The organism is Amnibacterium soli, from assembly GCF_039544415.1.
In the GTDB taxonomy this organism is placed as follows: domain Bacteria; phylum Actinomycetota; class Actinomycetes; order Actinomycetales; family Microbacteriaceae; genus Amnibacterium; species Amnibacterium soli.
On record NZ_BAABLP010000001.1, the window covers coordinates 381,227 to 407,015 of the forward strand.

Below are 25,789 nucleotides of genomic sequence, written 5' to 3' on the forward strand. Positions count from 1 at the left end.
TGTGGCCGGATGTGCACTGGAACGACTCCGACCATTTCCGACATGTAACGAATTCTTCACCGGTTTTGTAGGGCGACCCTGCGTACGTACGCTACCTCCGTCCCCATCCGGGGGCGCGGCGACGGATGCCGCGGATTCCCTCGGGAGGGTCAAGGCGTGTCACTGAGCGGGCCCACCGAGTTCGAAGCGGTCGCGGCGGACGACGGGCTCGCAGGAGCCGGGCTCCAGGGCGACGGGAACAAGGCGCCCGACGCGACCTCCTCCGACATCGCCGGCCGCTCGCTCTGGGCGATCGCCTGGCGGCGGCTGCGCCGGGACCGGATCGCCCTCGCCGGCGGCGTCGTGATCGTGCTGTTCATCCTGCTCGCGGTGTTCGCGGACCCGATCGCGGCGGTCTACCAGAACATCACCGGTCGGCCGGGCGACACCTTCGCCACCGGCCACAACACCCCGCCGAACCAGGCCACGGACCCGTTGACGGGGCTGCCGGTCGGCCCCTTCAGCGGTGCGAACGGCCAGTTCTGGCTCGGCATCACCCCGCTGTCCGGCCAGGACATCCTGACCAACCTGCTCTACGGCGCGCGGACCTCGCTCGTGATCGCCGGCCTCGCCACCGTGCTGTCGCTGGTGCTCGGCGTCGTCGCCGGCGTGGTGTCCGGCTTCTACCGGGGCTGGATCGACACCGTCCTCTCCCGCGTCATGGACGTGCTGCTGTCCTTCCCGACGCTGCTCTTCTCGCTCGCGCTGGTCTCGGTGTCGAGCATCATCAGCGGCGCGCCGGTCGTCCGGTACACGGTGATCGTGTTCGTCCTCGGGTTCTTCGCGTTCCCCTACATCGGCCGCATCGTCCGCGGCCAGGTGCTCTCGCTGCGCGAGAAGGAGTTCGTGGAGGCGGCGCGGAGCCTCGGCGCCGGCAACGCCCGGATCATGTTCCGCGAGATCGCCCCGAACCTCGTCGGCCCGATCCTCGTCTACACGACGCTCGCCATCCCGAACAACATCCTCGGCGAGGCCGGGCTGTCGTTCCTCGGCGTCGGCGTCATCCCGCCCACGCCGTCGTGGGGGCAGATGCTCTCCGACGCGGGCGGCTACATCCAGGTCGACCCCTTCTACATCTTCCTGCCGGGTCTCGCCATCTTCATCACGGTCCTCGCCTTCAACCTGTTCGGCGACGGCCTCCGCGACGCGCTCGACCCCAAAGCGAGCCGATGACCCACCCCCTCCCCGGCGCCTCCGGCGCCCCTCGATCGTGCGGCCGCAGCGGACCCCGTTCCGCAGCGCACCGCCGGGCCGTCCTGGCCGAACCCACGGGCGGCTGCACCGCCGTCCGACACAGCACACAGAGCGAGAGGACATCTCGATGAGGTTCAAGAGGAAGACGCTGGCGTTCGCCAGCGTCGCCGTCGTGGGAGCCATGCTCCTCGCCGGCTGTTCGTCGAACGCCAAGAGCGGCGGCGGCAGCTCGTCGGCGGCGACGACCGGCTTCAACGCGGCGGTCGACAAGGTCATCAACCCGTCCAGCAAGACGGGCGGCACACTGAAGCTGCTCTCCAGCAGCGACTGCGACAGCTGGGACCCGGCCCGCACCTACTACGGCTGGTGCCTGAACATGCAGCGCGTGTTCAGCCGCACGCTCGTGAACTACTCGAAGGTGAACGGCACCAAGTTCACCCTCGCGCCCGACCTCGCGACGGACCTCGGCTCGCACAACGCCGACTACACCGAGTGGAAGTACACGCTCAAGGACGGCCTGAAGTACGCCGACGGCACGGACATCAAGGCGCAGGACATCAAGTACGCGATCGAGCGCAGCTACGCGACCGACGTGATCACGGGCGGCCCCGGCTTCTACTTCACCGCGATCATCGACGCGCCCTCGTCCTACAAGGGCCCGTACAAGAGCGGCGACCTGCCCAGCTCGGCGATCGAGGTGTCCGGCAACACGATCACCTTCCACCTGAAGAAGGCGTTCGCCGACTTCAACTACCTCCTGGGCCTGCCGACCTCGGCGCCGGTCCCGAAGGCGAAGGACACCGGCGCGAACTACACGAAGGCGCCCGCCGCCTCCGGCCCGTTCCAGATCTCGAGCTACACGCCGACCAAGTCGGTGACCTTCACGCGGAACAAGTACTGGTCCCAGTCGACCGACTCGATCCGCAAGCCGAAGGTGAACGAGATCACGCTGACGATCAACTCGAACAGCGACGACATCGACAACCAGCTCCGCACCGGCGCCGCTGACGCGCGCATGGAGCAGGCGGTCAACCCGACGTTCCAGTCGCAGATCCTCACGCAGCCGAAGCTGAAGGCGAACTCCGACAACCCGGCTGGTCCGACGACGCGCTACACGGCGATCGCCGCCAGCGTCGCGCCGTTCGACAACATCCACTGCCGCAAGGCCGTGTTCTACGCGTGGAACAAGGCCGCGGGCCTCGCGATCGCGGGTGGCGCAGCCGCCGGCAAGATCGCGTACTCCGCGACCCCTCCGGGCATCCTCGGCTACGACCCGTCGTACAACCCCTACCCGAGCGGCAAGGACAACACCGGCGACCTGACCAAGGCCAAGGCCGAGCTGAAGGCGTGCGGCAAGCCGAACGGCTTCGCGACCAAGTACGCCTACTCCACGCCCGACGCCACCAACGGCAAGGCCTTCGCAGCCGTCAAGGCCGCGCTCGGCCGCGTCGGCATCACGGTCTCGGCCGCGACGTCCAGCGCCAGCGACTACTACTCCACGTTCGTCGGCTCGCCGAACAACGTGAAGAACCAGGGTCTCGGCCTGATCGCCGCCGGTTGGGGTGCGGACTTCCCGACGCCGTACGGCATGTTCCAGAACATCGTCAACGGCAACGCGATCCTGCCCCAGGGCAACAGCAACTACGCCTCGATCAACATCCCCGAGGTGAACAAGGTGCTCGACGACACCGGGACGCCCAGCACGCAGCAGTCCGGTGAGGCCCTGAACCACGCGCTCATGGAGGGCGCGCAGTTCCTGCCGACGCGCTACGCCGCGGACCTCTGGTACCGCAACCCCCGCATGACCAACGTGACCTCGAACAACGCGCTCGGCTTCGGCGCGTACGACGTGGTCAACGTCGGCGTCAGCGACGGCAAGTAGCGCTCACGAGCGCTGCCCCGTCCCTCCTCTGAGGAAGGACAAGGAAAGGGTGCCCGGCCGGTCCTCGGACCGGCCGGGCACCCGGCCCGAAACCACATGATCCGCTTCATCGTGAGCCGCCTCGTCGGCATGGTGCTCGTGCTGATCGTCGTCAGCCTGATCACGTTCCTGATCTTCCAGGCCGTGCCCCTGCTGGCGAAGTCGTCGCCGGTGTACTACTACATCGGCAAGGCGCCTGCGACGCCCGAGCTGCTGAAGTCCCTGACCCACCGCTTCGGGTTCGACCAGCCGCTCCCCGTGCAGTACTGGTCCTACCTCGCCGGCTTCTTCGGCAAGAACATCACCGACGGCACGAGCGCCGCCGTCGCGTGCCCGTTCCCGTGCTTCGGCTACTCGTTCCGCCGCAACGAGCTGGTCAGCACGCTGATCGGCCAGGCCGTGCCCGTCACCATCAGCCTCGCCGTCGGCGCCGCGCTGCTGTGGCTCGTCGGCGGCCTGCTCGTCGGCACGCTGTCCGGCCTGAAGCCCGGCTCGTTCATCGACCGCGCCGGCATGACCGGCGCCCTCGCGGCGGTCTCGCTGCCCATCTTCTTCACCGGCCCCGTCGCCCTGCTGCTGTTCGTCTACACGCTGGGGTGGCTGCCGGACAACGACGGCTACGTCAGCATCTTCACGGACCCGGTCGGCTGGTTCACGAGCCTGCTGCTGCCCTGGCTGTGCCTCGCGCTGCTGTTCGCGGCCCTCTACGCGCGGCTCACCCGCTCGAACGTGCTCGAGACGATGAACGAGGACTACATCCGCACCGCACGGGCCAAGGGGCTCGACCGGCGTACGATCGTCGTCAAGCACGGCCTGCGCGCCGCGCTCACACCCATCGTGACCATCTTCGGCATCGACATCGGCGGCCTCATCGGCACGACGATCATCACCGAGTCGGTCTTCAACCTCCGCGGCCTCGGCGCGCTGTCCATCCAGTCGATCCGCGACATGGACCTGCCGGTCATGCTCGGCGTCACCGTCGTGGCTGCCTTCGCGCTCGTCCTGGCCAACTTCATCGTCGACCTCCTCTACGCGGTCATCGACCCGCGTGTGACGGTCTGACCCCCTCGTACCAGGAGATCCCAGTGGTCGACACCTCCACCGCGTACGCCCCGCGCGACGTCCGCGACGAGCAGCCGTTCCTCGTCGTCGACGACCTGCACGTGCACTTCCCGACCGACGACGGACTCGTGAAGAGCGTCGACGGCCTGTCCTTCGCGCTGCGGCGCGGAGAGATCCTCGGCATCGTCGGGGAGTCGGGCTCGGGCAAGAGCGTCACCGCCCAGGCGATCCTCGGGCTGCACAAGGGCTCGAAGGCTCAGGTGACCGGGCGCATCCTGCTCGACGACCAGGACCTGGTCCCGCTGTCCGAGAACGACATGCGGGCGGTCCGGGGCGACGAGGTCTCGATGATCTTCCAGGACCCGCTGTCGAGCCTGCACCCCTTCTACTCGATCGGGAACCAGATCTCCGAGGCCTACCTCGTGCACCACAAGGTGTCGAAGAAGGAGGCGAAGCAGCGCACGATCGCGATGCTGCAGAAGGTCGGGATCCCGAACGCGGCGGGCCGCTACGACGACTACCCGCACCAGTTCTCCGGCGGCATGCGGCAGCGCGCGATGATCGCGATGGCGCTCATCTGCGAGCCGAAGCTGCTGATCGCCGACGAGCCGACCACCGCCCTCGACGTGACCGTGCAGGCGCAGATCCTCGAGCTGATCAAGGAGCTGCGCGACGAGCTGAACTCCGCGGTCATCATCATCACGCACGACCTCGGCGTCGTGGCGGAGACGTGCGACCAGGTCGTCGTGATGTACGGCGGCCAGTGCGTCGAGAAGGGCGCGGTCGACGAGCTCTTCGACCAGCCCGAGATGCCGTACACCTGGGGCCTGCTCGGGTCCATGCCCCGCATGGACCGCGTGCGCCAGGAGCGGCTCACCCCGATCCCCGGCTCGCCGCCGTCGCTGATCAACGTGCCGAAGGGCTGCGTGTTCAACCCGCGCTGCCGGTTCTCCGACCGCGTCGAGGGGGACCGGTGCTTCACCGAGCACCCCGACCTCCTCCCGACCCACGGGACGAAGGAGGGGATCACGCGGCACGAGGTGCGCTGCCACATCGCCCCCGAGGAGCGGCAGCAGATCCTGCTGACCGAGATCCGCCCGTCCCTCTGATCGACGAAGGCCTGCCACGATGACCACCACCGCTCCCCAGCCGGCCGCCTCCGGCACCGCCCGCACCGCCGAGCCGCTGCTCGAGGTCCAGGGCGTCGAGAAGTACTTCCCCGGCCGCAGCGTCGGGCTGCTCGGGCAGAAGGGCAACCCCGTCAAGGCCGTCGACGGCGTCTCGTTCTCGCTGGCGCAGGGCGAGACCCTCGGCCTCGTCGGTGAGTCCGGCTGCGGCAAGTCGACCACCGGCCGCGCGATCTCCAAGCTCATCGAGCCCACCGGCGGCACGGTCCGCTTCGAGGGCCAGGACGTCACGAAGTTCTCGGGGCGGCAGATGCGCCCCCTGCGTCGGCAGATGCAGATGATCTTCCAGGACCCGTACTCGTCGCTGAACCCCCGGCACACGATCGGCACGATCGTCGGTTCGCCGTTCCGCATCCAGGGAGAGAAGCCGAGCGGCGGCGTGAAGCGCACCGTCCAGGGCCTCATGGAGCGCGTGGGCCTGAACCCCGAGCACTACAACCGGTACCCGCACGAGTTCTCCGGCGGCCAGCGGCAGCGCATCGGCATCGCCCGCGCGCTGGCCCTGCAGCCGAAGCTCATCGTCTGCGACGAGCCGGTCTCCGCGCTCGACGTGTCCGTGCAGGCGCAGGTCGTGAACCTGCTCGAGGACCTGCAGAACGAGTTCGGCCTCGCCTACGTCTTCATCGCGCACGACCTCTCCGTCGTGCGCCACATCTCCGACCGGGTCGCGGTGATGTACCTCGGCAAGATCATGGAGATCACCGACCGCGACACGCTGTACGAGGCGCCGATGCACCCGTACACGCACGCGCTGCTGTCCGCCGTGCCGATCCCGGACCCCGCCGTCGAGGCGCGCCGCGAGAAGATCCTGCTGACGGGCGACCTGCCCAGCCCGTCGAGCCCGCCGAGCGGCTGCGTGTTCCACACCCGCTGCCCGAAGTACAAGAACGAGCTCTCCGACTCCGAGCGCGAGCACTGCCGCACCGTCGAGCCGGTGCTCGAGGAGAAGCGGCCGGGCCAGAGCGTCTACTGCCACTTCCCGCAGGTGCGCGCCGACCTGATCGACGGCGAGCCCGGCCCGATCCGCACGACCGGTCCGAAGGCCGCGTGACCACCCACGAGGTCCCGGGGCCCGTCCACCGCATGTGGACGACCCGGCACGAGCCGGTGCTCGAGGTGGCCGACGGCGACGTCGTCACCTTCGACGCCGAGGAGTGCAGCGCCGGCCAGCTCGCCGCGCACGTCAACGGCGCCGAGCCGCCGGCGCTCGACTACGACCTGCTCTACCCGCTCGCCGGGCCGATCACGGTCGCGGGCGCCGAGCCAGGCGACGCCGTCGAGCTCGAGGTCCTCGACTACCGCCCGGGCACCTGGGGGTGGACGAGCGTCCTGCCGCAGTTCGGGCTGCTCGAGGACGACTTCCCCGAGTACCACGTGCACCGCTGGGAGCTGCAGGACGGGTACGCCGACTTCCTCGGCGCCGCCCGCGTGCCCCTCCGCCCGTTCCTCGGCGTGATGGGCGCCACGCCCGACAGCGACGAGCCGCTGTCGCCGTTCCCGCCCGGGCACTTCGGCGGCAACATCGACACGCGCGACCTGGTCGCCGGCACCAGCGTGTTCCTGCCCGTCTCGACGCCGGGCGCCCGGGTGCTGCTCGGCGACCCGCACGCCGCGCAGGGCGACGGGGAGGTGTGCGGCGCGGCCATCGAGGCGAGCCTGTCCGGCGCGATCCGCATCCGCCTCCACAAGGGCCGCACCATCCCCGCGCCGCAGTTCCGCACCCCGGGCCCGCTGCGCACGGGCATCGAGGACCGCGGCTACTTCGCCACGACGGGCGTCGCGCCCGACCTCATGCGGGCGTCGCAGGACGCGGTCCGCGCGATGATCGACCACCTCGTGCGCGAGACCGGGCTGGCTCCGCTCGACGCGTACGTCCTGTGCTCGGTCGCCGTCGATCTGAAGATCACGGAGGTCGTGGACCGGCCGAACTGGGTCGTGGCCGCCTACCTGCCGCAGTCGATCCTCGTCTGAGCCCCTGCCCGGCAGGACCCGAGGTCCTGCGGAACGCCGCGGGACCGGCCGGAACACGGACGGGCCGTACACTGTTGTGTTGATCAGTGCGCCGATGACGGCGCCGCCCGCGTAGCGCGCCCCCTCCTGGCGTGGCGCCCCGCGTCCGGCCGTGTCCGCGGCCACCGACCGAAAGGCCCTGTCACATGGCGCAAGCCACCCGCAACGACCTCCGCAACGTCGCCATCGTCGCGCACGTCGACCACGGCAAGACGACCCTGGTGGACGCGATGCTGAAGCAGACGCACTCCTTCGCCGACCACGCCCACGTGGACGAGCGCGCGATGGACAGCAACGAGCTCGAGCGCGAGAAGGGAATCACGATCCTCGCCAAGAACACGGCGATCTCCTACAGCGGCACCCACGCCACCGAGGGCCCCGTGACGATCAACGTCATCGACACCCCCGGCCACGCCGACTTCGGCGGCGAGGTCGAGCGCGGCCTGTCAATGGTCGACGGCGTCGTGCTGCTCGTCGACGCGTCCGAGGGCCCGCTGCCCCAGACCCGCTTCGTGCTGCGCAAGGCGCTCGAGGCGAAGCTGCCCGTCATCCTGCTCGTCAACAAGACGGACCGCCCCGACGCGCGCATCGACGAGGTCGTCGCGGAGTCGCAGGACCTGCTGCTCGGCCTGGCCAGCGACATGGCCGACGACGTGCCCGACCTCGACCTCGACGCGATCCTCGACGTGCCCGTCGTCTACGCGTCCGGCCGCAACGGCGCCGCGAGCTGGAACAAGCCGGAGAACGGCGAGCTGCCCGACAACGGCGACCTCGAGCCGCTGTTCGACGCGATCCTCAAGCACATCCCGGCGCCGACCTACGACGACGCCCACCCGCTGCAGGCGCACGTGACGAACCTCGACGCCTCTCCGTTCCTCGGCCGCCTCGCGCTGCTCCGCATCTTCAACGGCAGGATGCGCAAGGGCCAGACCGTGGCCTGGGTCAAGAGCGACGGCTCGGTCTCGAACGTGAAGATCACCGAGCTGCTCGCGACGCGCGCGCTCGAGCGCTTCCCGACCGAGTCCGCCTCCGCCGGCGAGATCGTCGCCGTCGCCGGGTTCCCGGACATCACCATCGGCGACACGCTCGCGGACCCGGAGGACGTGCGGCCGCTGCCGGCCATCCACGTCGACGACCCCGCGATCTCGATGCTCATCGGCACGAACACCTCGCCGCTCGCCGGCAAGGGCGGCAAGGGCCACAAGGTCACCGGCCGCCTGGTGAAGGACCGCCTCGACCGCGAGCTCATCGGCAACGTGTCCGTCAAGGTGGTCGACGTCGGCCGCCCCGACGCGTGGGAGGTGCAGGGCCGCGGCGAGCTCGCCCTGGCGATCCTCGTCGAGCAGATGCGCCGCGAGGGCTACGAGCTCACCGTCGGCAAGCCCCAGGTGGTCACGCGGGAGATCGACGGCAAGACGCACGAGCCGTTCGAGCACCTGACGATCGACGCACCGGAGGAGCACCTCGGCTCGATCACGCAGCTGCTCGCCGCGCGCAAGGGCGTCATGACCACGATGTCGAACCACGGCACCGGCTGGGTCCGCCTCGAGTTCCGGGTGCCGTCGCGAGGGCTGATCGGCTTCCGCACCGAGTTCCTCACCATCACCCGCGGCACCGGCATCGCGAACGCGATCTCCGACGGCTACGACCGCTGGGCCGGCACGATCACCACGCGCGTCAACGGCTCGATGGTCGCCGACCGCATGGGCGTCGTCACGCCGTTCGCCCTGCAGAACCTCCAGCAGCGCGGCATCTTCTTCGTGAAGCCGTCGGAGGAGGTCTACGAGGGCATGGTCGTCGGCGAGAACAGCCGCCAGGACGACATGGACGTGAACGTCACCAAGGAGAAGCAGCTCAACAACATCCGCTCCTCCACGGCGGACGAGCTGGAGCGCCTCACCCCCTCGCGCGAGCTGTCGCTCGAGGAGAGCCTCGAGTTCGCCCGCGAGGACGAGTGCGTCGAGGTCACCCCGAACGCGGTCCGCATCCGCAAGGTGCACCTGGACCAGCACTCGCGCGCCCGCGCGGCCACGAAGCTCAAGCGCCAGACCATCGACGCGTAGCCCGCGTCGGACGACAGGAGGGGATCCGGCTGCGGCCGGGTCCCCTCCTGTCGTGTTCACGGATACGGGGATCCGGCACACCGGATCCCCGTATCCGTGAACGGTGTCAGGCGAACAGCTCCTGGCCGATGAACCGGCCGGGCCGGGGCGCCGCGGGCGTGAAGAAGATCCCGGAGCCGATGTGCTGGATGTACTCGTTCAGCCGGTCCGAGCCGCCGAGCCGCGTCTGCAGCGTGATGAAGTGCTGCGGATCGTTCACGTACGCGAGGAAGAGCAGGCCCGCGTCGAGCAGCCCGTACTGGTTGAGCCCGTCCGTGTAGTTGTAGCCGCGGCGGAGGATCTTCACGCCGCCGTTGTTCTCGTGCGCGGCCAGCGCGACGTGGGAGGTCGGCGGGATCACCGCGCTGCCGCCGCGGTGCGCGGCGAAGTCGGGGACGTCGGACTCCCGCTTCCCGGTCAGCGGCGCGCCGACGGCCTTCGTGCGGCCGAACACGTCCTGCTGGTCGCCGATCGGGTCCGCGTCCCAGGTCTCGATGTTCATCTGGATCTTGCGCACGATCTGGTAGCTGCCGCCGCGGGTCCAGGCCTGGTCGTCGCCGACCCACACGAACTCGGAGAACTCCGACTGCTCCTTGATGTTGCGGGTGCCGTCCTTGAAGCCCATCAGGTTGCGCGGCGTCGTCTGGCCCTTGCCGGCGGAGGCGCGGCCGAAGCCGAGCACGGTCCAGCGCGTCTGCGCGACGCCCCGGGCCATCCGGGTGAGGTCGCGGATCGCGTGGTACGCCACCTGCGGGTCGTCCGAGCAGGCCTGCAGGCTGAGGTCGCCGCCCGTGAGGGCCTTCTGCAGCTGGTCGCTCGGCAGGTCGGGCAGCGGCGCGAGGTGCTTCGGCCGCTTGGCCGCGAGCCCGAAGCGGTCGTCGAAGACGCCGGGCCCGAGGCCGACCGTCACGGTGAGGGAGGCGGGGGAGAGGCCGTAGGCCTCCCCGGTGTCCTGGGCGACCGCGCTCGTGCCGTCCGGCTCGACGCTGCCGATCGGCAGCCCCTTCATCAGCTGCGCGATCGCGCCCGACCAGCGGGCGAGCAGCACCTGGAGGTCGGAGGCGAGCGGCGACGTGAGGTCGAACGTCATGTAGACCGTGTGCCGCTGCTGCTCGGTCTCGATCCCGGCCTGGTGGGCCTGACCGTAGAACGGGTGGCTGCGGGTGAGGTCGACGACCTCCGTCTCGTCGCCGGTCGTCCGCGCCGCGGCGCTCGCGTGCCCGCCGGAGACGCCCGTCGCGACGCCGGCGCCCGCGGCGGCACCCGCCGCGAGACCACCGGCGATGCCCACGATGAGGCCGCGCCGGGAGACCGGGGGCCGCGTCCCGTCAGCGGCCTGCTGCTCGTCCGTCATTCAGGCGGTCGCCACCTTCTCGGCGATGCGGGACAACGGCTCCTGCAGGCTCTGCACGACCCGGCTCAGCGACGCGGCGTCCTTGGCCTTCACGGCCGACGTGTACGCCTCGTAGCCGCCCGGCCGCTCCGGGTCCTGGTAGGCCTTCAGCGCCGCGGTGACGTCCTCGAAGCGGGCCGAGACCTGCTTCGTCAGCGCCGGGTCGATGCGCTCCAGACCCGGCTGCAGGTTCGCGAACGCCTGCTGCGCGCCCTCGACGTTCGCGGCGAAGTCGACGAGGTCGAGGTGGCTGTACAGCTCCTCCTCGCCCTTGATCTTCCCGGACTGCACCTCCTCCAGCAGACCCGCGGCGCCGTTCGCGAGGTCCTCCGGCTTGTAGGTCAGCGTCTTCGCGAGCGACTGCAGCTTCTCGACGTTCTTCACGAGCTCCGCGGCGAGCGACTTCGTGCTCGCGGTGATGCGGCCGCGCTGCCACAGGTCGCGCTCGACGGCGTGGAAGCCGTGCCAGCCGACCGCGGGGTCGAGGTTCGAGGCGCGCATGTCGACGAGGTAGTCGAGGTTGCCCCGGTTGTCGGTGGGGTCGGTGCCGGGCAGCACGAAGCCCGCCACGTCCGACTCGACCTTCTCGTAGAAGGGCCGCGCCAGCGCGTACCTCGCCTTCGCCGCCGCGACGTCGCCCGCGTCGACCGCCGTCCGCAGGCCCTTGACGGCGGTGACCATGTCGGCGAGCGTCCCGGCCACGTAGGCGCCGTAGGTCTTCGTGCCGGCGGTGAGCAGCGAGCGGGTGTCGCTGCCGGTCTGCGCGGCGGCCGTGCCGGTCACCGTGAACGGCACGGAGTCCGTGACGGCGCCCGGGCAGACGACCGCGTAGCTTCCCCCGGTCAGCGTGCTGGTAAAGGTCACCGGGGCGAGGCCCGGCGCGAGGTTCTCCTTCTCGCCGACGATGCGCTGGCCCTGGACCAGCTCGACCTCGGTGATGCCGGTCGCGCTGGTGTTCGCCACGCTGAACGTGATCGGGCCGGCCTTCGCGCTCGCGTGCGAGACGCGGCACTCGTCGCCGTCGGCGCCCGAGACGAGCTCGACGGAGACGCGGGAGACGCCCTTCGAGACCGGGGCGACCGTGGAGGCCGCGGTCGCGCTCGACGTGCTCCGCGTGCTCGACGCGGGACCGGTGCCGGCGCACGCGGCGAGCAGGGCCACCACGGTCGGGACGAGCACGACGGCGCCCGCGAGGCGGACGCGGCGGTCACTTGACGGCATAGGGGGTGCTCCTGGGTCGGGGGAGGAGGGCGGCGGCCGGCGACGCGGGCGCCTGCGCGGCGCGCTCGCGGCGGCGGGCCCGCACGAGGGCGAGGAGGACGATCGCGGCGGCGAGCAGCAGGGCGGCGGGCAGCTCGACCGCCCAGAGCAGGTGCTCGGGGCCGGTGGTCGTCGCGGCCGTGACCGCGCGGGCCGTGTCGGCGACCGCCGCGGGGGCCATGCGCCAGGAGGCCGCGCGCGGGGCGCCCGCGCCGGTCACGGTCAGCGTGCGGTCGGTGGTGAGGCCGCCGCCGGTGATCGTCAGCAGCGTCGTGGCCGTGCGCTCGGCGTCGACCAGCGCGCCGCCCGCGGTCCAGGCGGTGGTGGTGGTCGCCGCGCGCCAGGTGGCGCGGAAGGGCCCCGGGTCCTGCGCCGGGTTCAGGCCGGCGGGCAGGCGCCCGCCGCCGGCCGCCGCGACCTCGGCCAGCGTGACCGTCGCGGGGCCGTCGACCGCGGCGGCGCCGGTCGCGACGTGCTGCTGCGCGGCGAGCCCCGCGTGCGACGCGGCCGTGCCGGCGGGGAGGTCCACGCGCTCGAGCTCGCCGTCGCGCTGCACGACGAGGGTCGAGCCGCGGAGGTCGGCGGTCCCGCCGCCGGCGAGCGGGCGGGCACCCGTGGCGACCGCGGGTGCGGCGGGCACGGCCAGCGCGAGCACCGCTGCGGCGGCGACCAGTCCGCCGGCGACGGCGAGCCGCAGGCGGGCCGCGGCCGCCGCGCCCGGGCGGCGCTTCGCGGGCCAGTAGACGAAGAGCGCGACCGGCACGACGTAGGCGAGCCACGCCACGACCTCGATCAGGCGCGGGTCCGAGGGGATGCCGAGCATCCCGGTGATCAGGGCGCCCTGCACCGAGCCGGTCGGGGCGAGCCACGTCAGGTCGACGGTGCGCTGCTGGCCGGCGACGATCCAGCCCGCCTCGTGCGCGGTGCGCACGGCCGTGAGCACGAGCCCAGCGGCGACGAGCACGAGGAAGGCCCCGGTGACGCGGAAGAAGCGGCCGAGGTCGATGCGGACGCCACCGGCGTAGACGCCCCAGCCGATGCCGGCCGCGATGGCGATGCCCAGCACGGCGCCGCCCGCCGCCAGCCCGGCGCTCTGCGCGGCACGGAAGGTCGCGAGCAGGAAGACGCTGGTCTCGAAGCCCTCCTTCAGCACGGCGAGGAACGCCATCGCCGCCAGGGCCCAGGCGCCGCCGTCGTGCAGGGCGGCGACCGCGGAGGACTCGAGCTCGCGCTTCATGCTCCGCGCGTGGCGGTTCATCCAGAGCAGCATCCCGGTCACGAAGACCACGGCGACGGCGCCGATGACCGTCTCCAGCGCCTCCTGCTGGGCCTGCGGCAGCGCGGACTCGAGCAGCCACAGCGCGACGCCGACGGCGACGCTGGCGCCGATCGCGAGCCCCACCCCGAGCCACATCGGGCCGAGGCCGCGGCCGTTGCGGCGGAGGAACGCCGCCACGATGCCCACGATCAGCGCGGCCTCGAGGCCCTCTCGCAGGCCGATCACCAGGGTGGCGAGCACGGGTTCCTTCCGCGGTCGAGAACGGGTGGGCACGCGCCCGCCGAGGAGGAAGGTTAGCCTGCCCTTAGTGACATTGCGAGGGGCGGGCGACGACGATCGGACGGTGCCCGCCGGGAGAAGTCGCCGCGACCTGCTGCTCGGGCTGCTCGGGAGCCTCCTCGCCGGCCTGGTGGTCGGCACCATCGGCACCTTCAAGCACCAGGTCGGCATCTCCGCCGCGACGGGCACCGGGCTGCCGATCGGGCTGGTGCTGTCGCTCGCGATGGTCGTGGTGTTCCTCGTCGCGCTGCGGGTCTCGTTCGCCACGCGCTGGTACGCGGCCGCCGCAGCGGCGGGCGTCGTGGCCGCGGTCGCCCTCCTGTCCCTGCCGGGCGCGAGCGGCGGATCGACCGTGGTGCTGCTGAACATCGCGGGCGTCGTGTGGACGGTGGCGCCCGCCGTGCTGGCGGCCGCGGTCGTCGGATGGCCGCGGATCGCGCGGCGCCCACGAAGCGCACCGGCGCCCGATGGGATACTTGCCGACGACGGAACCCGTCGGGTCGACGCCGAGCAGGACCGGCGACCGGGGTCGAGCGAGCAGAGGACGACCGAGTGACCTATGTGATCGCGCTGCCGTGCGTGGACGTCAAGGACCGCGCGTGCATCGACGAGTGCCCCGTGGACTGCATCTACGAGGGCGACCGGATGCTGTACATCCAGCCCGACGAGTGCGTCGACTGCGGCGCCTGCGAACCGGCGTGCCCGGTCGAGGCGATCTACTACGAGGACGACCTGCCGTCGCAGTGGTCGGACTACTACAAGGCGAACGTCGAGTTCTTCGACGAGGTCGGCTCGCCCGGCGGCGCCGCGAAGGTCGGCGTGATCCACAAGGACCACCCGGTCGTCAGCGCCCTCCCTCCCCAGGGCTGATCGAGGGTCGGCCTCCAGCGGGCCAGTAGGCTGCTGAAGTGACCGACGCCGATCGCGAGACCGCGGCCCAGCAGACAGCGTCTCTGGCCTACCCGGGCGGAACCGTCGAGTTCCCGATCCTGCCTGCGACCGAGGGCGCCTCGAGTCTGGACATCGCCGGGCTGACCCGGAGGACCGGGCTCACGACCCTCGACAACGGGTTCGTGAACACGGCGTCGACGCGGTCGGCGATCACGTTCATCGACGGCGACCAGGGGATCCTGCGGTACCGCGGCTACCCGATCGAGGAGCTCGCGCAGGGGTCGACGTACCTCGAGACGGCCTGGCTGCTGATCCACGGCGAGCTGCCGTCGGCCTCCGAGCTCGAGGAGTTCGACGCGCGCATCCGCCGCCACACCCTCCTCCACGAGGACATGCGGCGCTTCTTCGCGGCGCTGCCGCACACCGCGCACCCGATGACGGTGCTGTCGTCCGGCATCAGCGCGCTGTCCACCTACTACGAGGACAGCCTGTCGGTGCACGACCCCGCCCAGGTCGAGGCGGCGACGATCCGGCTGCTCGCCAAGCTGCCCGTCATCGCGGCGTACGCGCACAAGAAGACGCTCGGCCAGGCGTTCCTCTACCCGGACAACTCGCTGTCGTTCGTCGACAACTTCCTCAAGCTGAACTTCGGCACGAACGCGGAGCCGTACGAGGTGGACCCGGTCCTGTCGAAGGCCCTCGAGCGGCTGCTGATCCTGCACGAGGACCACGAGCAGAACGCCTCCGCCTCCACGGTCCGCCTGGTCGGCTCGACCGAGGCGAACATGTTCGTCTCCGTCGCGGCGGGCATCGCTGCGCTCTCCGGGCCGCTGCACGGCGGCGCCAACGAGGCCGTGCTGACGATGCTCGCGAAGATCCGCGACTCCGGCGAGGGCGTCGAGAAGTTCGTGGAGCGGGTGAAGAAGAAGGAGGAGGGCGTGCGCCTGATGGGCTTCGGCCACCGGGTGTACAAGTCCTACGACCCGCGCGCGAAGCTGGTGAAGGAGAGCGCCGACGAGGTGCTCGACTCCCTGGGCGTCACCGATCCGCTGCTCGACCTCGCCCGCGAGCTGGAGCAGATCGCGCTCGAGGACGACTACTTCATCGAGCGCCGGCTGTACCCGAACGTCGACTTCTACACGGGCGTGCTCTACAAGGCCATGGGCTTCCCGCCGCGCATGTTCACGGTGCTGTTCGCGATCGGCCGCCTCCCCGGCTGGATCGCCCACTGGCGCGAGGCGAACGGCGACCCGACGACGAAGATCGGCCGCCCGCAGCAGCTGTACACGGGCCCGCACGAGCGCCACCTGACCCGCTGACCCGGACGCGACCGCCGACGCGCGGCAGCCGTGCCGTCCCGCGGCACGCATGGGGACCGCGGGACGCCACGGGTACCGCGCCCGGGATCCGGGGCGAGCGGCGGCTAGGAGTGGAGGGCCGGGTTCAGGGCGATGCCCGGGCCCGTGCGGGGCACCGCCTCCACCTCGCCGGTGCGGCTGTTCCGGCGGAAGAGCCAGGCGTCCTGGCCCGACAGGTCGACGGCCTTCACCTCGCGCGGCTCCTGGTCCGGCACGCGCAGCAGCAGCTTCGTGCCGGCGGTGACGTACAGGCCCGCCTCCACGACGCAGTCGTCGCCGATCGCGATGCCGAGCCCGGAGTTCGCGCCGAGCAGGCTGCGCCGGCCGATCGAGACGCGCTGCGTGCCGCCCCCGGACAGGGTGCCCATGATCGAGGCGCCGCCGCCGATGTCCGAGCCGTCGCCGACGACGACGCCCTGGCTGATGCGCCCCTCCACCATCGAGGCGCCGAGCGTGCCCGCGTTGAAGTTCACGAAGCCCGCGTGCATCACGACGGTGCCGGGCGCGAGGTGCGCCCCCAGGCGCACGCGGGCGGCGTCCGCGATGCGCACGCGATCCGGCAGCACGTAGTCGGTGAGGCGGGGGAAGCGGTCGAGCCCGCGCACGTCGAGCCCCGATCGCTTCAGCAGCGGCATCCGCCTCGCGGCGTCGGCGGGCAGCATCGGTCCACGCGCGGTCCACGCGTTGATCGGCAGGTGCGCCATCAGCCCGTCGAGGGAGATCGTGTTCGGTGCGGCGAGCAGGTGCGACAGCAGGTGGAGGCGCAGGTAGGCGTCGAGGGTCGAGGCGACCGGCTCGTCCAGCGCGGACTCCACGGTGACGGCCTCGAGTCGCACGCGCCGCGCCTCGTCGATGTGCTCCTGGTCCTCGAGCGTGCGCGGCGGGTCCGACTCCGGGGCAGCGCCGAGGGCGGGGGAGGGGAACCACGCGTCGAGCACGGTGCCGTCCTTCGCCCGGGTCGCCAGGCCGTGGCCCCATGCCGTGCGCTGCGGATCGCTCATCCGACCAGGCTATCCAGGGCCCCGGCGGCGCTCCGACCCGCTGCCTCGCTACGCTTGCCACCGTGCCCGGCCTGGACCTGACCGCCGATGCAGCGCTGCTCACGCAGGCGATCTGCGACGTCGAGAGCGTCTCCGGGGACGAGCGCCGCATCGCGGACCTCGTCGAGGAGGCCGTGCGCGCGGTGCCGCACCTCGTCGTCCGCCGCTACGGCGACACGGTCGTCGCGCGCACCGAGCTCGGCCGCCCGACCCGCGTCGCGATCGCCGGCCACATCGACACCGTGCCCGTCAACGCGAACCTGCCCACGCGGTTCGTGGAGGAGGACGGCGTCCGGACCCTGGTGGGCCGCGGCACCGTGGACATGAAGGCCGGCGTCGCCGTGCAGCTGAAGCTCGCGGCCGAGATCGCCGAGCCCGTGCCCGACGTGACCTGGATCTGGTACGACCACGAGGAGGTCGGCGAGGACCTGAACGGACTCAACCGGCTGCTGCGCGAGCACCCCGAGGAGCTGCGGGCCGACTTCGCGATCCTCGGCGAGCCCACCGCGGCCGGCATCGAGGGCGGCTGCAACGGCAACCTCCGCGCCGAGATCCGCACCTTCGGCAAGCGGGCGCACTCCGCCCGCGGCTGGGTCGGCGTGAACGCGATCCACCTCGCCGCCCCGATCCTCGACCGCCTCGCCGCCTACGAGCCGCGCACCGTCGAGGTCGACGGCCTCGTGTACCGCGAGGGGCTCAACGCGGTCGGCATCTCCGGCGGCATCGCCGGCAACGTGATCCCCGACGAGTGCATGGTGCACGTCAACCACCGGTTCGCGCCCTCGCGCAGCGCGGAGGAGGCGGTGCAGCACGTCCGCGAGGTGTTCGACGGCTTCGACGTGCGCATCGTCGACCTCGCCGCCGGCGCCCGCCCCGGGCTGGACGTGCCGATCGCCCGCGCCTTCGTCGACGCGGTCGGCGCCGAGCCGCGCGCGAAGTACGGCTGGACCGACGTCGCCCGGTTCTCCGGCCTCGGCGTGCCCGCCGTCAACTACGGGCCCGGCGACCCCCTGCTCGCGCACGCCGACGACGAGCGCGTCCCCGTCGACCAGATCCACGCCGTCGAGGCGGGGCTGCGGGCGTGGCTGACCGGCGCATGACGGTCACGGCGTCCGCACCGACCGAGGCCGCGGCGCCCCTCCGCGCCTCCCGCCTGCCGTGGTGGGCGGTCGCGCTGGCGGTCTTCGCCGCCTCCCGCGTCGTCACGACGCTGCTGTTCCTCTGGGTGCAGGGCCAGGCGACGACGAGCTCGCGCGCCGGCGCCCACCCGAGCCTGCTCGAGCTCGCCAGCGCCTGGGACGGCCAGTGGTACTGGTACATCGCCGAGCGCGGGTATCCGGCCGTGCTGCCGCTGACGAGCAGCGGCTCCGTGGACACGAACCAGTGGGCCTTCCTACCGGTCTACCCGTACCTCGCGAAGGCGCTCGGCCTCGGCCTCGTCGACTGGCGCGTCGCGGCGCTCGCGGTGAGCGTCGCCGCCGGCTTCGGCTCGGCCGTGGTGCTCGGCGCCCTGCTGCTGCCGCGCCTCGGCCGGTCCCGCGCCCTGTTCGCGGTCGCCCTGTACTCGGTCTCGCCCCTCGCGTTCGTCTTCCAGACGACGTACGCGGAGTCGCTCGGGCTGCTCCTGCTGCTCGCCGCGCTGCTGCTGGTCGACCGGCGCCGGTACCTCGCCGCCGTGCCGGTCGCGCTCGTGCTCGCGTTCACCCGGCCGGGCGTGCTCGCCCTGGCGCTCGCCGTCGGGCTGCAGGTGGTCATCCGCTTCGTCCGCGCCCGCCGAGGCGGCCTGCCGCTGCCGGGGCGCGAGCTCGCCTCCAGGCTCGTGCTCGCGGTCGCGGCGGCCGCGGCGGGCTTCGCGTGGAGCGCCGTCGCGGCGATCGCCACGGGTCGGCCCGACGCCTACTTCGCGACGGAGGGGGCCTGGCGTGCGCTCTGGATGCCCGACGCCACCATCACGCTCTTCGAGCCCTGGGCGTTCGCGGCCGAGTTCTGGACGGCGCGATTCGCGGGGGAGGGCGCGGCGACCTGGCTCGCGCCGGTGGTGCTGGTCGTGCTCGTGGGCGGGTTCGCCGCCGCGCTGCTGAGCCCCTGGGCGCGCCGCCTGGGCTCGACGGTGCGCCTCTGGGCGGCCTCCTACGCGCTGTACCTGCTGGCCGTGTTCTTCCCCCAGTCGAGCGTGTTCCGGCTGCTGATGCCGCTCGCGCCGCTCGTGGGAATGGTCGCGCCGCGCTCGGTGCCGGCCCGCGCGGCGGTACTCGCGGGGTCGATCGCGCTGCAGGCGCTCTGGCTGTGGGTCTGCTACGGACCGGTTCAGCAGTTCTGGACCGTGCCCTGATCAGGCACTCGGAGGACCGCGGTTTGGGAGTGGCGGTCCTGGGTGGGATAATGGTGCACGACTTCACCAAAGGAAGGTGTCTCGCATGGCGGCGATGAAACCCCGCACGGGCGACGGGCCCATGGAAGCCGTCAAGGAGGGGCGCCTCATCATCGTGCGCGTCCCGCTCGAGGGCGGTGGCCGGCTCGTGGTCTCCGTGAACGACGCGGAGGCGACCGAGCTGCGCGACGCGCTCTCGGCAGCGATCGGCTGATCGGCCCTCGACGGACGGGCGTCGCCGCGGCGGCGCCCGTCGGTTCTGCCGCGTCCCGGCCTCCGGGCCGGGTGCGCGGTGCCGTCACCCAGAGGTGGCGGCATTCGCCGCGCCCGCGGAGCGGTCAGCGGCGCACGACGTGCAGCAGGCCGTCCCCGACGAGGGAGAGGCCGGCGAGCACCGACGGCTGCTCCCGCACCGACTTCAGCAGCTCCCGATAGGCGACCGTCCCGCGGTCGCGCTTCGCCGGGTTGGGCACGCGGCCCTGCTGCAGCACGTGGGCGACGAGCACCGAGCCGCCGGGGCGCACGAGCGTGAGCGCCATGTCGAACTGCTCCTGCACCGACTGCCAGTCGGTGTCGAGGAACACGAGGTCGTAGGCCTGCTCGTTCATCCGCGGCAGCACGTCCGCTGCGCGGCCGGTGATCAGGCGGGTCCGCCGCGGCGCGTGGCCGGCCGCCTGGAACATCGCACGGGCGACCTGGTGGTGGTCGAGGTCCGGGTCGATCGTCGTGAGCTGCGCCTCCGGCGCGCCCCGCAGCAGCCACAGGCCCGACACGCCGGTGCCCGTGCCGACCTCGATCATCGAGCCGCTCGGTGCGGCGGACGCGGCCAGCGCGAGCGCGGCGCCGATCGCGGGCGAGACGGGCTCGATCCCGAACTGCAGGGCCGCGTCGCGCGCAGCGGCGATCGATTCGTCCTCGGGCACGAATGCGTCGGCGAAGGCCGAGCCGGCGGCGATCTCAGCCATCCCCGCAAGCCTATGGTCACCGGCCGGGCGTTCCCGATCTACTCTGGGCCGATGGACCCCACGAAGCTGTTGTTCATCGCGGTCCTCGCGCTGTTCCTCGTGGGGCCGGAGAAGCTGCCCGACTACGCCCAGCGGCTCGCCCGCTTCGTCCGCGCCGCCCGGCGGATGCTCGACGACGCGAAGGACCGCGTCCGCGAGGAGCTGGGGCCGGACTTCGACGAGGAGGAGTGGCGCAAGCTCGACCCCCGTCAGTACGATCCGCGCCGCATCATCCGCGACGCGCTGCTCGAGCCGCCGGAGCCGCGTCGCTCCGAGCCCGTCGACGACGCGGTGGACGAGCCCGAGCCGCAGCCGGTCGCGCAGCCCGCACGCAAGCGCCCCGAGCTCGCGACCTTCGACGACGAGGCGACCTGATCCGACCCCGCTCGACCGCCGCGGCGCTCAGCTGAGCCCGGCCGCGATGGTGCGGAGGGCGTCGAGCACCGCGCGCACGCTCGGCCGCTCGGCGGACTCCCGCCGCAGCAGGGCCGCGATGCGGCGCGTCGGCGCGAGCTGCGCGAGCGGCCGCAGCACGACGCCCGAACCCGGTCCTGCGGAGGTGAAGCGCGGCAGCACCGCGAGCCCCTCGCCCGCGGCCACCAGCGACTCCGTGACGCGGGTGTCCGAGAACCGCTGCACGATCGTGAGCGGCGCCCCGGCGACCCGCTCGATCTCCTGGAGCAGCCGCTGGTACGGGAAGTCGACGGGCACCCCGATGAACGGCTCGGACACGACGTCGGCGGGTGCGACCTCGGCCCGCTCGGCGAGCGGGTGGCCCTCCGGCAGGGCGACGTCGAGCGGCTCGTCCACGAGGGGGACCGCGATCAGGTGGCGGTCCTTCCACGCCGGCGCCGGGCCGACGGAGTGGGCCAGCACCACGTCGAAGTCGGGCACGATGCCCGCGAAGTCCGCGTGCTGCGGGTCGACGTCCGTGGCGACGACCTCGAGCCCCGGCACGCCGCGGACCGCCCGCAGCAGGCCGGGCAGGAACATCCGGCCCGCGGTCGGGAAGACCGCCAGGTCGACGAGCCCCTCCGGGCTCGCCAGGTAGGTGCGCCAGGTCTCCTCGGCCCGGGCGATCGCGACGACCACGTCGGCCGCGGCCCGCGCGAGCGCGTCGCCGGCCGGCGTGAGCGCCAGCCCGCGGCCGGACCGCTCGGTCAGCGGCGCCCCGACCTCCCGCTCGAGCGTCTTCAGCTGCTGCGAGACGGCGGAGGGGGTGCGGTGCGTGGCCTGCGCCACCGCGGTCACGCTGCCCCGGAGCTTCAGCTCGCGCAGCACCTCGAGGCGGCGGACGTCCATGCGCCGACGGTAGCAGTCCGTGAAGAAGAACTGTAAGCGTCCTGCAGAAGCATTCGATTGATCTACACCGTCACCCGGAGGTTGAATGCTGTCAGGGCGCCGACCGGCGCCTCTCGAACACCTCCGGGAACCCTGTCACCATGTCGCACGACCTGCTCGAATCCGCCGCGCTGTCGCTCCACCTCGAGGTCTCCACGACCTCGGTGCCCGACTCGCCGTTCGACGTCCGCTTCTGACGACCGCGCTCCTCGCCGCACCTCAAGGAACACCTCATGACCGTCCTGCTCGTCGTCCTCGCAGCCCTCGGCGTCTTCGGCGTCGGCGCCACCGCGCACGCGGTGCGCACCGACGGCTACCGCGCCGTCCCCACGCGCCGCTTCTAGAGCGCGACCGGCAGACGCCTCCCGCTCAGACCTCTGCCGAGCCCCGCGATCGCCGCCGCCAGCGCCTCGAGCGCGACGGCGGCGTCGTCGTCTCCGGCGGCGATGACGACGGGCTCACCGGCGTCGCCCGCCCGCCGCAGCGCCGTCGACAGCGGCACGGTCGCGAGCAGCGGCACGTCCAGCCGCGCCGCGACCGAGGCGCCGCCGCCCGAGCCGAACAGGTCGAGCACCGAGCCGTCCGGCATGCGCGCGGGCGACATCGTCTCGACCACGCCGATCAGGCGCTGCCCGAGCTTGCGGGCGACGAGGCCCGAGCGCACGGCGACGTCGGAGGCGGCCGGCTGCGGCGTGGTGACGACCAGCACCTCGGCGTTCGGCAGCAGCTGCCCGAGGGAGATCGCGACGTCGCCGGTGCCCGGCGGGGTGTCGACGAGCAGCACGTCGAGCGCGCCGAAGTGCACGTCGGTGAGGAACTGGTTCAGCGTGCGGTGCAGCATCGGCCCGCGCCAGGCGACGGCGCCGTCGCGCTCGCCCGGCGGCAGGAACATGCCGATCGAGACGGCCTTCACGCCGAGCGCGACCGGCGGCACGATGAGGCCGTCGAGGTCGACCGGGCTCGTCTCCGGCGGGATGCCGAGCAGCCCGGGGATCGAGAAACCGTGCACGTCGGCGTCGAGCACGCCGACCGAGAGGCCGCGGCGGGCGAGGGCGACGGCGAGGTTCGCGGTGACCGTGGACTTGCCGACCCCGCCCTTGCCGCTCGTGACCGCGATCACGCGGGTGAGGGAGTCGGGACCGAACGGGTTCCGGCGCTCGCCGCGCAGGCGGTCCGCGAGCGCGGCGCGGCGCTCGGGCGCCATGACGCCGAGCGAGACCCGCACCTCCTCCACGCCGTCGACGGACTGGGCGGCCGCGCGCACCTCGCGCTCGATGCGGTCGGCCGCGGGGCAGCCGACGACCGTGAGGCTCAGCCGGACGTCGGCGAGGCCGCCGGCCACCTCCACCGAGTCGAGCATGTCGAGCTCGGCGAGCGGGCGGCGGATCTCCGGGTCGCGGACGGCGCCGACCGCCGCCAGCACCGCTTCCGAGGCGGCCGTCACGGGCGCGCGGTCCGGCGGTCGGGCTCGCGGCGCGCCTCGTCCTCGGCGGCCGCCGCCTCGGCCTCGCGCGCGACCTCGCGGCGGTCGAGCTCCTCGAGCAGCGTCTTCAGCTCGGAGCGCACGAAGTCCTGCGACGCCATGTCGCGCACCAGCAGGCGCAGGGCGACGATCTCCCGCGCGAGGTACTCGGTGTCGTCGAGGTTCCGCTCCGCACGCTGACGGTCCTGCTCGACCTGCACGCGGTCGCGGTCGTCCTGCCGGTTCTGCGCGAGCAGGATCAGGGGCGCGGCGTAGGAGGCCTGCAGCGACAGGATCAGCGTCAGCAGGGTGAAGTTCGTCGCCCGCGGATCGAACTGCAGCCCGGTCGGCGTGGCACTGTTCCAGACGAGCCACGCGACCACGAACACGGTCATGCCGATCAGGAACGCGGATGTCCCCATCGCGCGGGCGAACGACTCGGAGAAGCGTCCGAACACGTCGCGGCTCGTGCGGCGCCGGCCGCGGGGGAGACCCTTCGGGGCCTCCAGCGGGTCGACGTCCCGCCGAGCGCGCCTACCGGGCGCGGCCACGGGGGCTCCTCCTCGAGGGCACGCGCTGCGGCACGGTCGTGACCGCGGAGGTGTCGGTGCTCACGCGGGCCGGGGCCGGCTCCGCGTCGTCCTCCGCGTCGCTCGACCGCCAGTCGTCGGGCAGCAGTCGGTCGAGCACGTCGTCGACCGTGACCACGCCGACCAGGCGGTGGTTCTCGTCGACGACCGGCACCTGCACCAGGTTGTAGGAGGCGAGGATGCGGGACACCTCGGCCGCGGACGTGTTCGCCCGCACCGGCTCCGTCTGCGTGTCCAGGATGCTGCCGAGCCGCTCGTGGGGCGGGTAGCGGAGCATGCGCTGGAAGTGCACGATGCCGAGGAAGCGGCCGGTCGGCGGCTCGTACGGCGGCTGCGTGACGCACACGGCGGCGCCCAGCGCCGGCGCGAGCTCGTGGCGGCGGATCAGCGCCAGCCCCTCCGCGACCGTGGCGTCCGCGGACACGATGATCGGGTCGGGCGTCATCATGCCGCCCGCGGTGTCGGGGTCGTAGGCGAGGAGCATGCGGACGTCGTCCGCCTCCTCCGACTCCATCAGGTCGAGCAGCGCCTCGCTGCGCTCGTCGGAGAGCTTGGCGATGAGGTCCGCGGCGTCGTCCGGCTGCATCGTCTCGAGCACGTCGGCGGCGCGGTCGTCGCTGAGCCGGGCGAGGATGCGCACGCCGGAGTCCTCCGGCATCTCCTCGAGCACGTCCGCGAGGCGCTCGTCCGTGAGCTCGTCGGCGACCTCGAGCATGCGCTGCTCGGGCAGGTCGAGCAGCGTGGAGGCGAGGTCGGCCGCGGGCAGGTCCGCGGTCGACTGGATCAGCTGCGCGGCGGACTGGCTGCCGCCGCCCTGCTGCTGCTCGCGGATGTCGGCCCACTTCACGAAGGCGGTCGCGCCGCGGCCGAAGGGCGCGGGCGCGGTGCGGGGGCGGCGCACGAAGACCTGGCCGACCTCCCACTCCGCGGGACCGACCTCCTCGATCGCGACGTCCTCGACGGTCGCCTCGCCGGAGCCGTCCGTCAGCGAGACGCGGCGGCCGAGGATCTCGGCGACGACGCGGACCTCGCTGGCGCGCTGCTCGAAGCGCCGCACGCTGATGAGCCCGGTGGTGATGACCTGGCCGGCGCCGATCGAGACGACGCGGCCGATGGAGAGGAAGACGCGGCGGCGGCCGGGGATCTCGATCACCATGCCGACCACCCGCGGCCGCGCGGCGCGCCGGTACACCACGACGACGTCGCGGACGCGCCCGATGCGGTCGCCCTGGCGATCGAACACCGCGCAGCCGGCCAGCCTGGCCACGAAGATGCGCGTCGTACTCACGGGTCAAGGGTAGGCCGCGGAACCCGGAACCCGGTCGGCGCGCGTGGAACCGGCTCTTGGTGTTCACCAAGCGCACGGAATGGAAGCGTGCACCGGGTGATGGGATGCTCTCAGCATGACCAACACACAGGGTCTGTTCGGCGGGGGGCGCCCGGTCGCCTTCCCGACCCTCCCGACCGGCGACGTGATCGCGACCTACGGCACGTACCAGGAGGCGCAGGCCGCCGTCGACAAGCTGGCGGAGACCGACGGCTTCCCCGTCCAGACCACTGCGATCGTGGGCAACGACATGAAGAGCGTCGAGCGGGTGACCGGGCGGCTGTCCTGGGGCCGCGCGGCCGGTGCGGGCGCCGCGTCCGGCCTCTGGCTCGGTCTGCTCTTCGGGCTCGTGACCACGATCTTCACGCCCGCGAACGCGAACCCGGGCGCCGGGTACCTGATCGGCGCCGTGCTGCTCGGCGCCGCGTTCGGCATGGTGTTCGGGCTCATCTCCTACGCCCTCTCGCGCAACCGCCGCGACTTCAGCAGCGTGATGCAGGTCGTCGCCAGCACCTACTCGCTGGTGGTCGCCCCCGAGGTCGCGAACCGCGCCCGGAACGTGCTCGGCGTCACGCAGGGCACCACCGAGGTCACCACCATCCAGGACGCCGGCCTCGACGAGGGACCGCTGCCGCCCACCGCGGTCTGAACCGCTCCACCACGACGGAAGGGACCCGGC

General features: G+C 72.3%; 24 protein-coding genes. 15 read left to right on the forward strand and 9 right to left on the reverse strand.

Going from position 1 to position 25,789, the window contains the following annotated elements:
• The first annotated feature begins 156 nt into the window (after positions 1–156).
• From ABEA53_RS01840 to typA, 7 genes are all read left to right on the forward strand, one after another.
• Complete coding sequence (locus tag ABEA53_RS01840) at positions 157–1,212, forward strand: ABC transporter permease (RefSeq protein WP_345479216.1); 1,056 nt, start codon at positions 157–159, stop codon at positions 1,210–1,212.
• A gap of 148 nt (positions 1,213–1,360) precedes the next feature.
• Complete coding sequence (locus tag ABEA53_RS01845; protein WP_345479217.1) at positions 1,361–3,115, forward strand: ABC transporter substrate-binding protein; 1,755 nt, start codon at positions 1,361–1,363, stop codon at positions 3,113–3,115.
• A 96-nt stretch (positions 3,116–3,211) separates the two neighbouring features.
• Positions 3,212–4,216 (forward strand): ABC transporter permease, encoded by a 1,005-nt coding sequence (locus ABEA53_RS01850; RefSeq protein WP_345479218.1) that lies wholly within the window; start codon positions 3,212–3,214, stop codon positions 4,214–4,216.
• 23 nt (positions 4,217–4,239) lie between these two features.
• On the forward strand, positions 4,240–5,325 hold the full coding sequence (locus tag ABEA53_RS01855) for an ABC transporter ATP-binding protein (RefSeq protein ID WP_345479219.1): 1,086 nt from the start codon (positions 4,240–4,242) through the stop codon (positions 5,323–5,325).
• Between the two features lie 19 nt (positions 5,326–5,344).
• The gene (locus tag ABEA53_RS01860; RefSeq protein ID WP_345479220.1) at positions 5,345–6,454 is read left to right on the forward strand and encodes an ABC transporter ATP-binding protein; all 1,110 of its coding nucleotides are present in this window, start codon (positions 5,345–5,347) and stop codon (positions 6,452–6,454) included.
• A complete protein-coding gene (locus ABEA53_RS01865) occupies positions 6,451–7,374 on the forward strand; it encodes an acetamidase/formamidase family protein (RefSeq protein WP_345479221.1) in 924 nt (307 codons plus the stop codon). Before ABEA53_RS01860 ends, ABEA53_RS01865 begins: the two co-directional genes overlap by 4 nt.
• Positions 7,375–7,559: 185 nt before the next feature.
• Positions 7,560–9,476 (forward strand): translational GTPase TypA, encoded by a 1,917-nt coding sequence (gene typA, locus ABEA53_RS01870; RefSeq protein ID WP_345479222.1) that lies wholly within the window; start codon positions 7,560–7,562, stop codon positions 9,474–9,476.
• 106 nt (positions 9,477–9,582) lie between these two features.
• Here the strand turns inward: typA and efeB are convergent, their stop codons facing one another.
• The 3 genes from efeB to efeU are packed head-to-tail and all read right to left on the reverse strand — an operon-like array spanning position 9,583 to position 13,687.
• Positions 9,583–10,869 (reverse strand): iron uptake transporter deferrochelatase/peroxidase subunit, encoded by a 1,287-nt coding sequence (gene efeB / locus ABEA53_RS01875; protein ID WP_345479223.1) that lies wholly within the window; start codon positions 10,867–10,869, stop codon positions 9,583–9,585.
• Entirely contained in the window at positions 10,870–12,129 is a 1,260-nt protein-coding gene (gene efeO / locus ABEA53_RS01880) for an iron uptake system protein EfeO (protein WP_345479224.1), read from the reverse strand.
• Positions 12,116–13,687, reverse strand: a complete 1,572-nt coding sequence (efeU, locus tag ABEA53_RS01885; RefSeq protein ID WP_345479225.1) for an iron uptake transporter permease EfeU — start codon at positions 13,685–13,687, stop codon at positions 12,116–12,118. Before efeU ends, efeO begins: the two co-directional genes overlap by 14 nt.
• 67 nt (positions 13,688–13,754) lie before the next feature.
• Here efeU and ABEA53_RS01890 point away from each other — a divergent pair, with 67 nt between their 5' ends.
• The 3 genes from ABEA53_RS01890 to ABEA53_RS01900 are packed head-to-tail and all read left to right on the forward strand — an operon-like array spanning position 13,755 to position 15,936.
• Complete coding sequence (locus ABEA53_RS01890) at positions 13,755–14,282, forward strand: hypothetical protein (RefSeq protein WP_345479226.1); 528 nt, start codon at positions 13,755–13,757, stop codon at positions 14,280–14,282.
• Positions 14,279–14,596 (forward strand): ferredoxin, encoded by a 318-nt coding sequence (gene fdxA, locus ABEA53_RS01895; protein ID WP_345479227.1) that lies wholly within the window; start codon positions 14,279–14,281, stop codon positions 14,594–14,596. Before ABEA53_RS01890 ends, fdxA begins: the two co-directional genes overlap by 4 nt.
• Positions 14,597–14,634: 38 nt before the next feature.
• A complete protein-coding gene (locus tag ABEA53_RS01900) occupies positions 14,635–15,936 on the forward strand; it encodes a citrate synthase (protein WP_345479229.1) in 1,302 nt (433 codons plus the stop codon).
• Between the two features lie 104 nt (positions 15,937–16,040).
• Here the strand turns inward: ABEA53_RS01900 and ABEA53_RS01905 are convergent, their stop codons facing one another.
• Complete coding sequence (locus ABEA53_RS01905) at positions 16,041–16,976, reverse strand: DapH/DapD/GlmU-related protein (protein ID WP_345479230.1); 936 nt, start codon at positions 16,974–16,976, stop codon at positions 16,041–16,043.
• A gap of 62 nt (positions 16,977–17,038) precedes the next feature.
• Between ABEA53_RS01905 and dapE the strand changes: the two genes are divergently transcribed.
• The 3 genes from dapE to ABEA53_RS01920 all read left to right on the forward strand — a co-directional run bounded on the left by dapE (position 17,039) and on the right by ABEA53_RS01920 (position 19,600).
• Positions 17,039–18,115, forward strand: a complete 1,077-nt coding sequence (gene dapE / locus ABEA53_RS01910) for a succinyl-diaminopimelate desuccinylase (RefSeq protein WP_345479231.1) — start codon at positions 17,039–17,041, stop codon at positions 18,113–18,115.
• On the forward strand, positions 18,097–19,347 hold the full coding sequence (locus ABEA53_RS01915; RefSeq protein WP_345479232.1) for a hypothetical protein: 1,251 nt from the start codon (positions 18,097–18,099) through the stop codon (positions 19,345–19,347). The genes dapE and ABEA53_RS01915 overlap by 19 nt, the downstream gene beginning before the upstream one ends.
• 85 nt (positions 19,348–19,432) lie before the next feature.
• Complete coding sequence (locus ABEA53_RS01920; protein ID WP_119481303.1) at positions 19,433–19,600, forward strand: DUF3117 domain-containing protein; 168 nt, start codon at positions 19,433–19,435, stop codon at positions 19,598–19,600.
• A 124-nt stretch (positions 19,601–19,724) separates the two neighbouring features.
• On the opposite strand, the gene ABEA53_RS01925 is transcribed toward ABEA53_RS01920, so the two are convergent.
• Complete coding sequence (locus ABEA53_RS01925) at positions 19,725–20,351, reverse strand: O-methyltransferase (RefSeq protein WP_345479233.1); 627 nt, start codon at positions 20,349–20,351, stop codon at positions 19,725–19,727.
• Between the two features lie 51 nt (positions 20,352–20,402).
• Between ABEA53_RS01925 and ABEA53_RS01930 the strand changes: the two genes are divergently transcribed.
• Complete coding sequence (locus ABEA53_RS01930) at positions 20,403–20,765, forward strand: twin-arginine translocase TatA/TatE family subunit (RefSeq protein WP_345479234.1); 363 nt, start codon at positions 20,403–20,405, stop codon at positions 20,763–20,765.
• A 27-nt stretch (positions 20,766–20,792) separates the two neighbouring features.
• On the opposite strand, the gene ABEA53_RS01935 is transcribed toward ABEA53_RS01930, so the two are convergent.
• The 4 genes from ABEA53_RS01935 to ABEA53_RS01950 all read right to left on the reverse strand — a co-directional run bounded on the left by ABEA53_RS01935 (position 20,793) and on the right by ABEA53_RS01950 (position 25,071).
• Entirely contained in the window at positions 20,793–21,692 is a 900-nt protein-coding gene (locus ABEA53_RS01935) for a LysR family transcriptional regulator (protein WP_345479235.1), read from the reverse strand.
• Positions 21,693–22,071: 379 nt separating this feature from the next.
• Positions 22,072–23,175: an Mrp/NBP35 family ATP-binding protein gene (locus ABEA53_RS01940; RefSeq protein ID WP_345479236.1), complete on the reverse strand. Its 1,104-nt coding sequence runs from the start codon at positions 23,173–23,175 to the stop codon at positions 22,072–22,074.
• Positions 23,172–23,744, reverse strand: coding sequence for a DUF1003 domain-containing protein (locus ABEA53_RS01945; protein WP_345479237.1), 573 nt, complete (start codon positions 23,742–23,744; stop codon positions 23,172–23,174). The genes ABEA53_RS01940 and ABEA53_RS01945 overlap by 4 nt, the downstream gene beginning before the upstream one ends.
• Positions 23,728–25,071 (reverse strand): magnesium transporter MgtE N-terminal domain-containing protein, encoded by a 1,344-nt coding sequence (locus ABEA53_RS01950; protein ID WP_345479239.1) that lies wholly within the window; start codon positions 25,069–25,071, stop codon positions 23,728–23,730. Before ABEA53_RS01950 ends, ABEA53_RS01945 begins: the two co-directional genes overlap by 17 nt.
• Positions 25,072–25,186: 115 nt before the next feature.
• Here ABEA53_RS01950 and ABEA53_RS01955 point away from each other — a divergent pair, with 115 nt between their 5' ends.
• Entirely contained in the window at positions 25,187–25,759 is a 573-nt protein-coding gene (locus ABEA53_RS01955) for a YflT domain-containing protein (RefSeq protein ID WP_345479240.1), read from the forward strand.
• Positions 25,760–25,789: the final 30 nt, after the last annotated feature.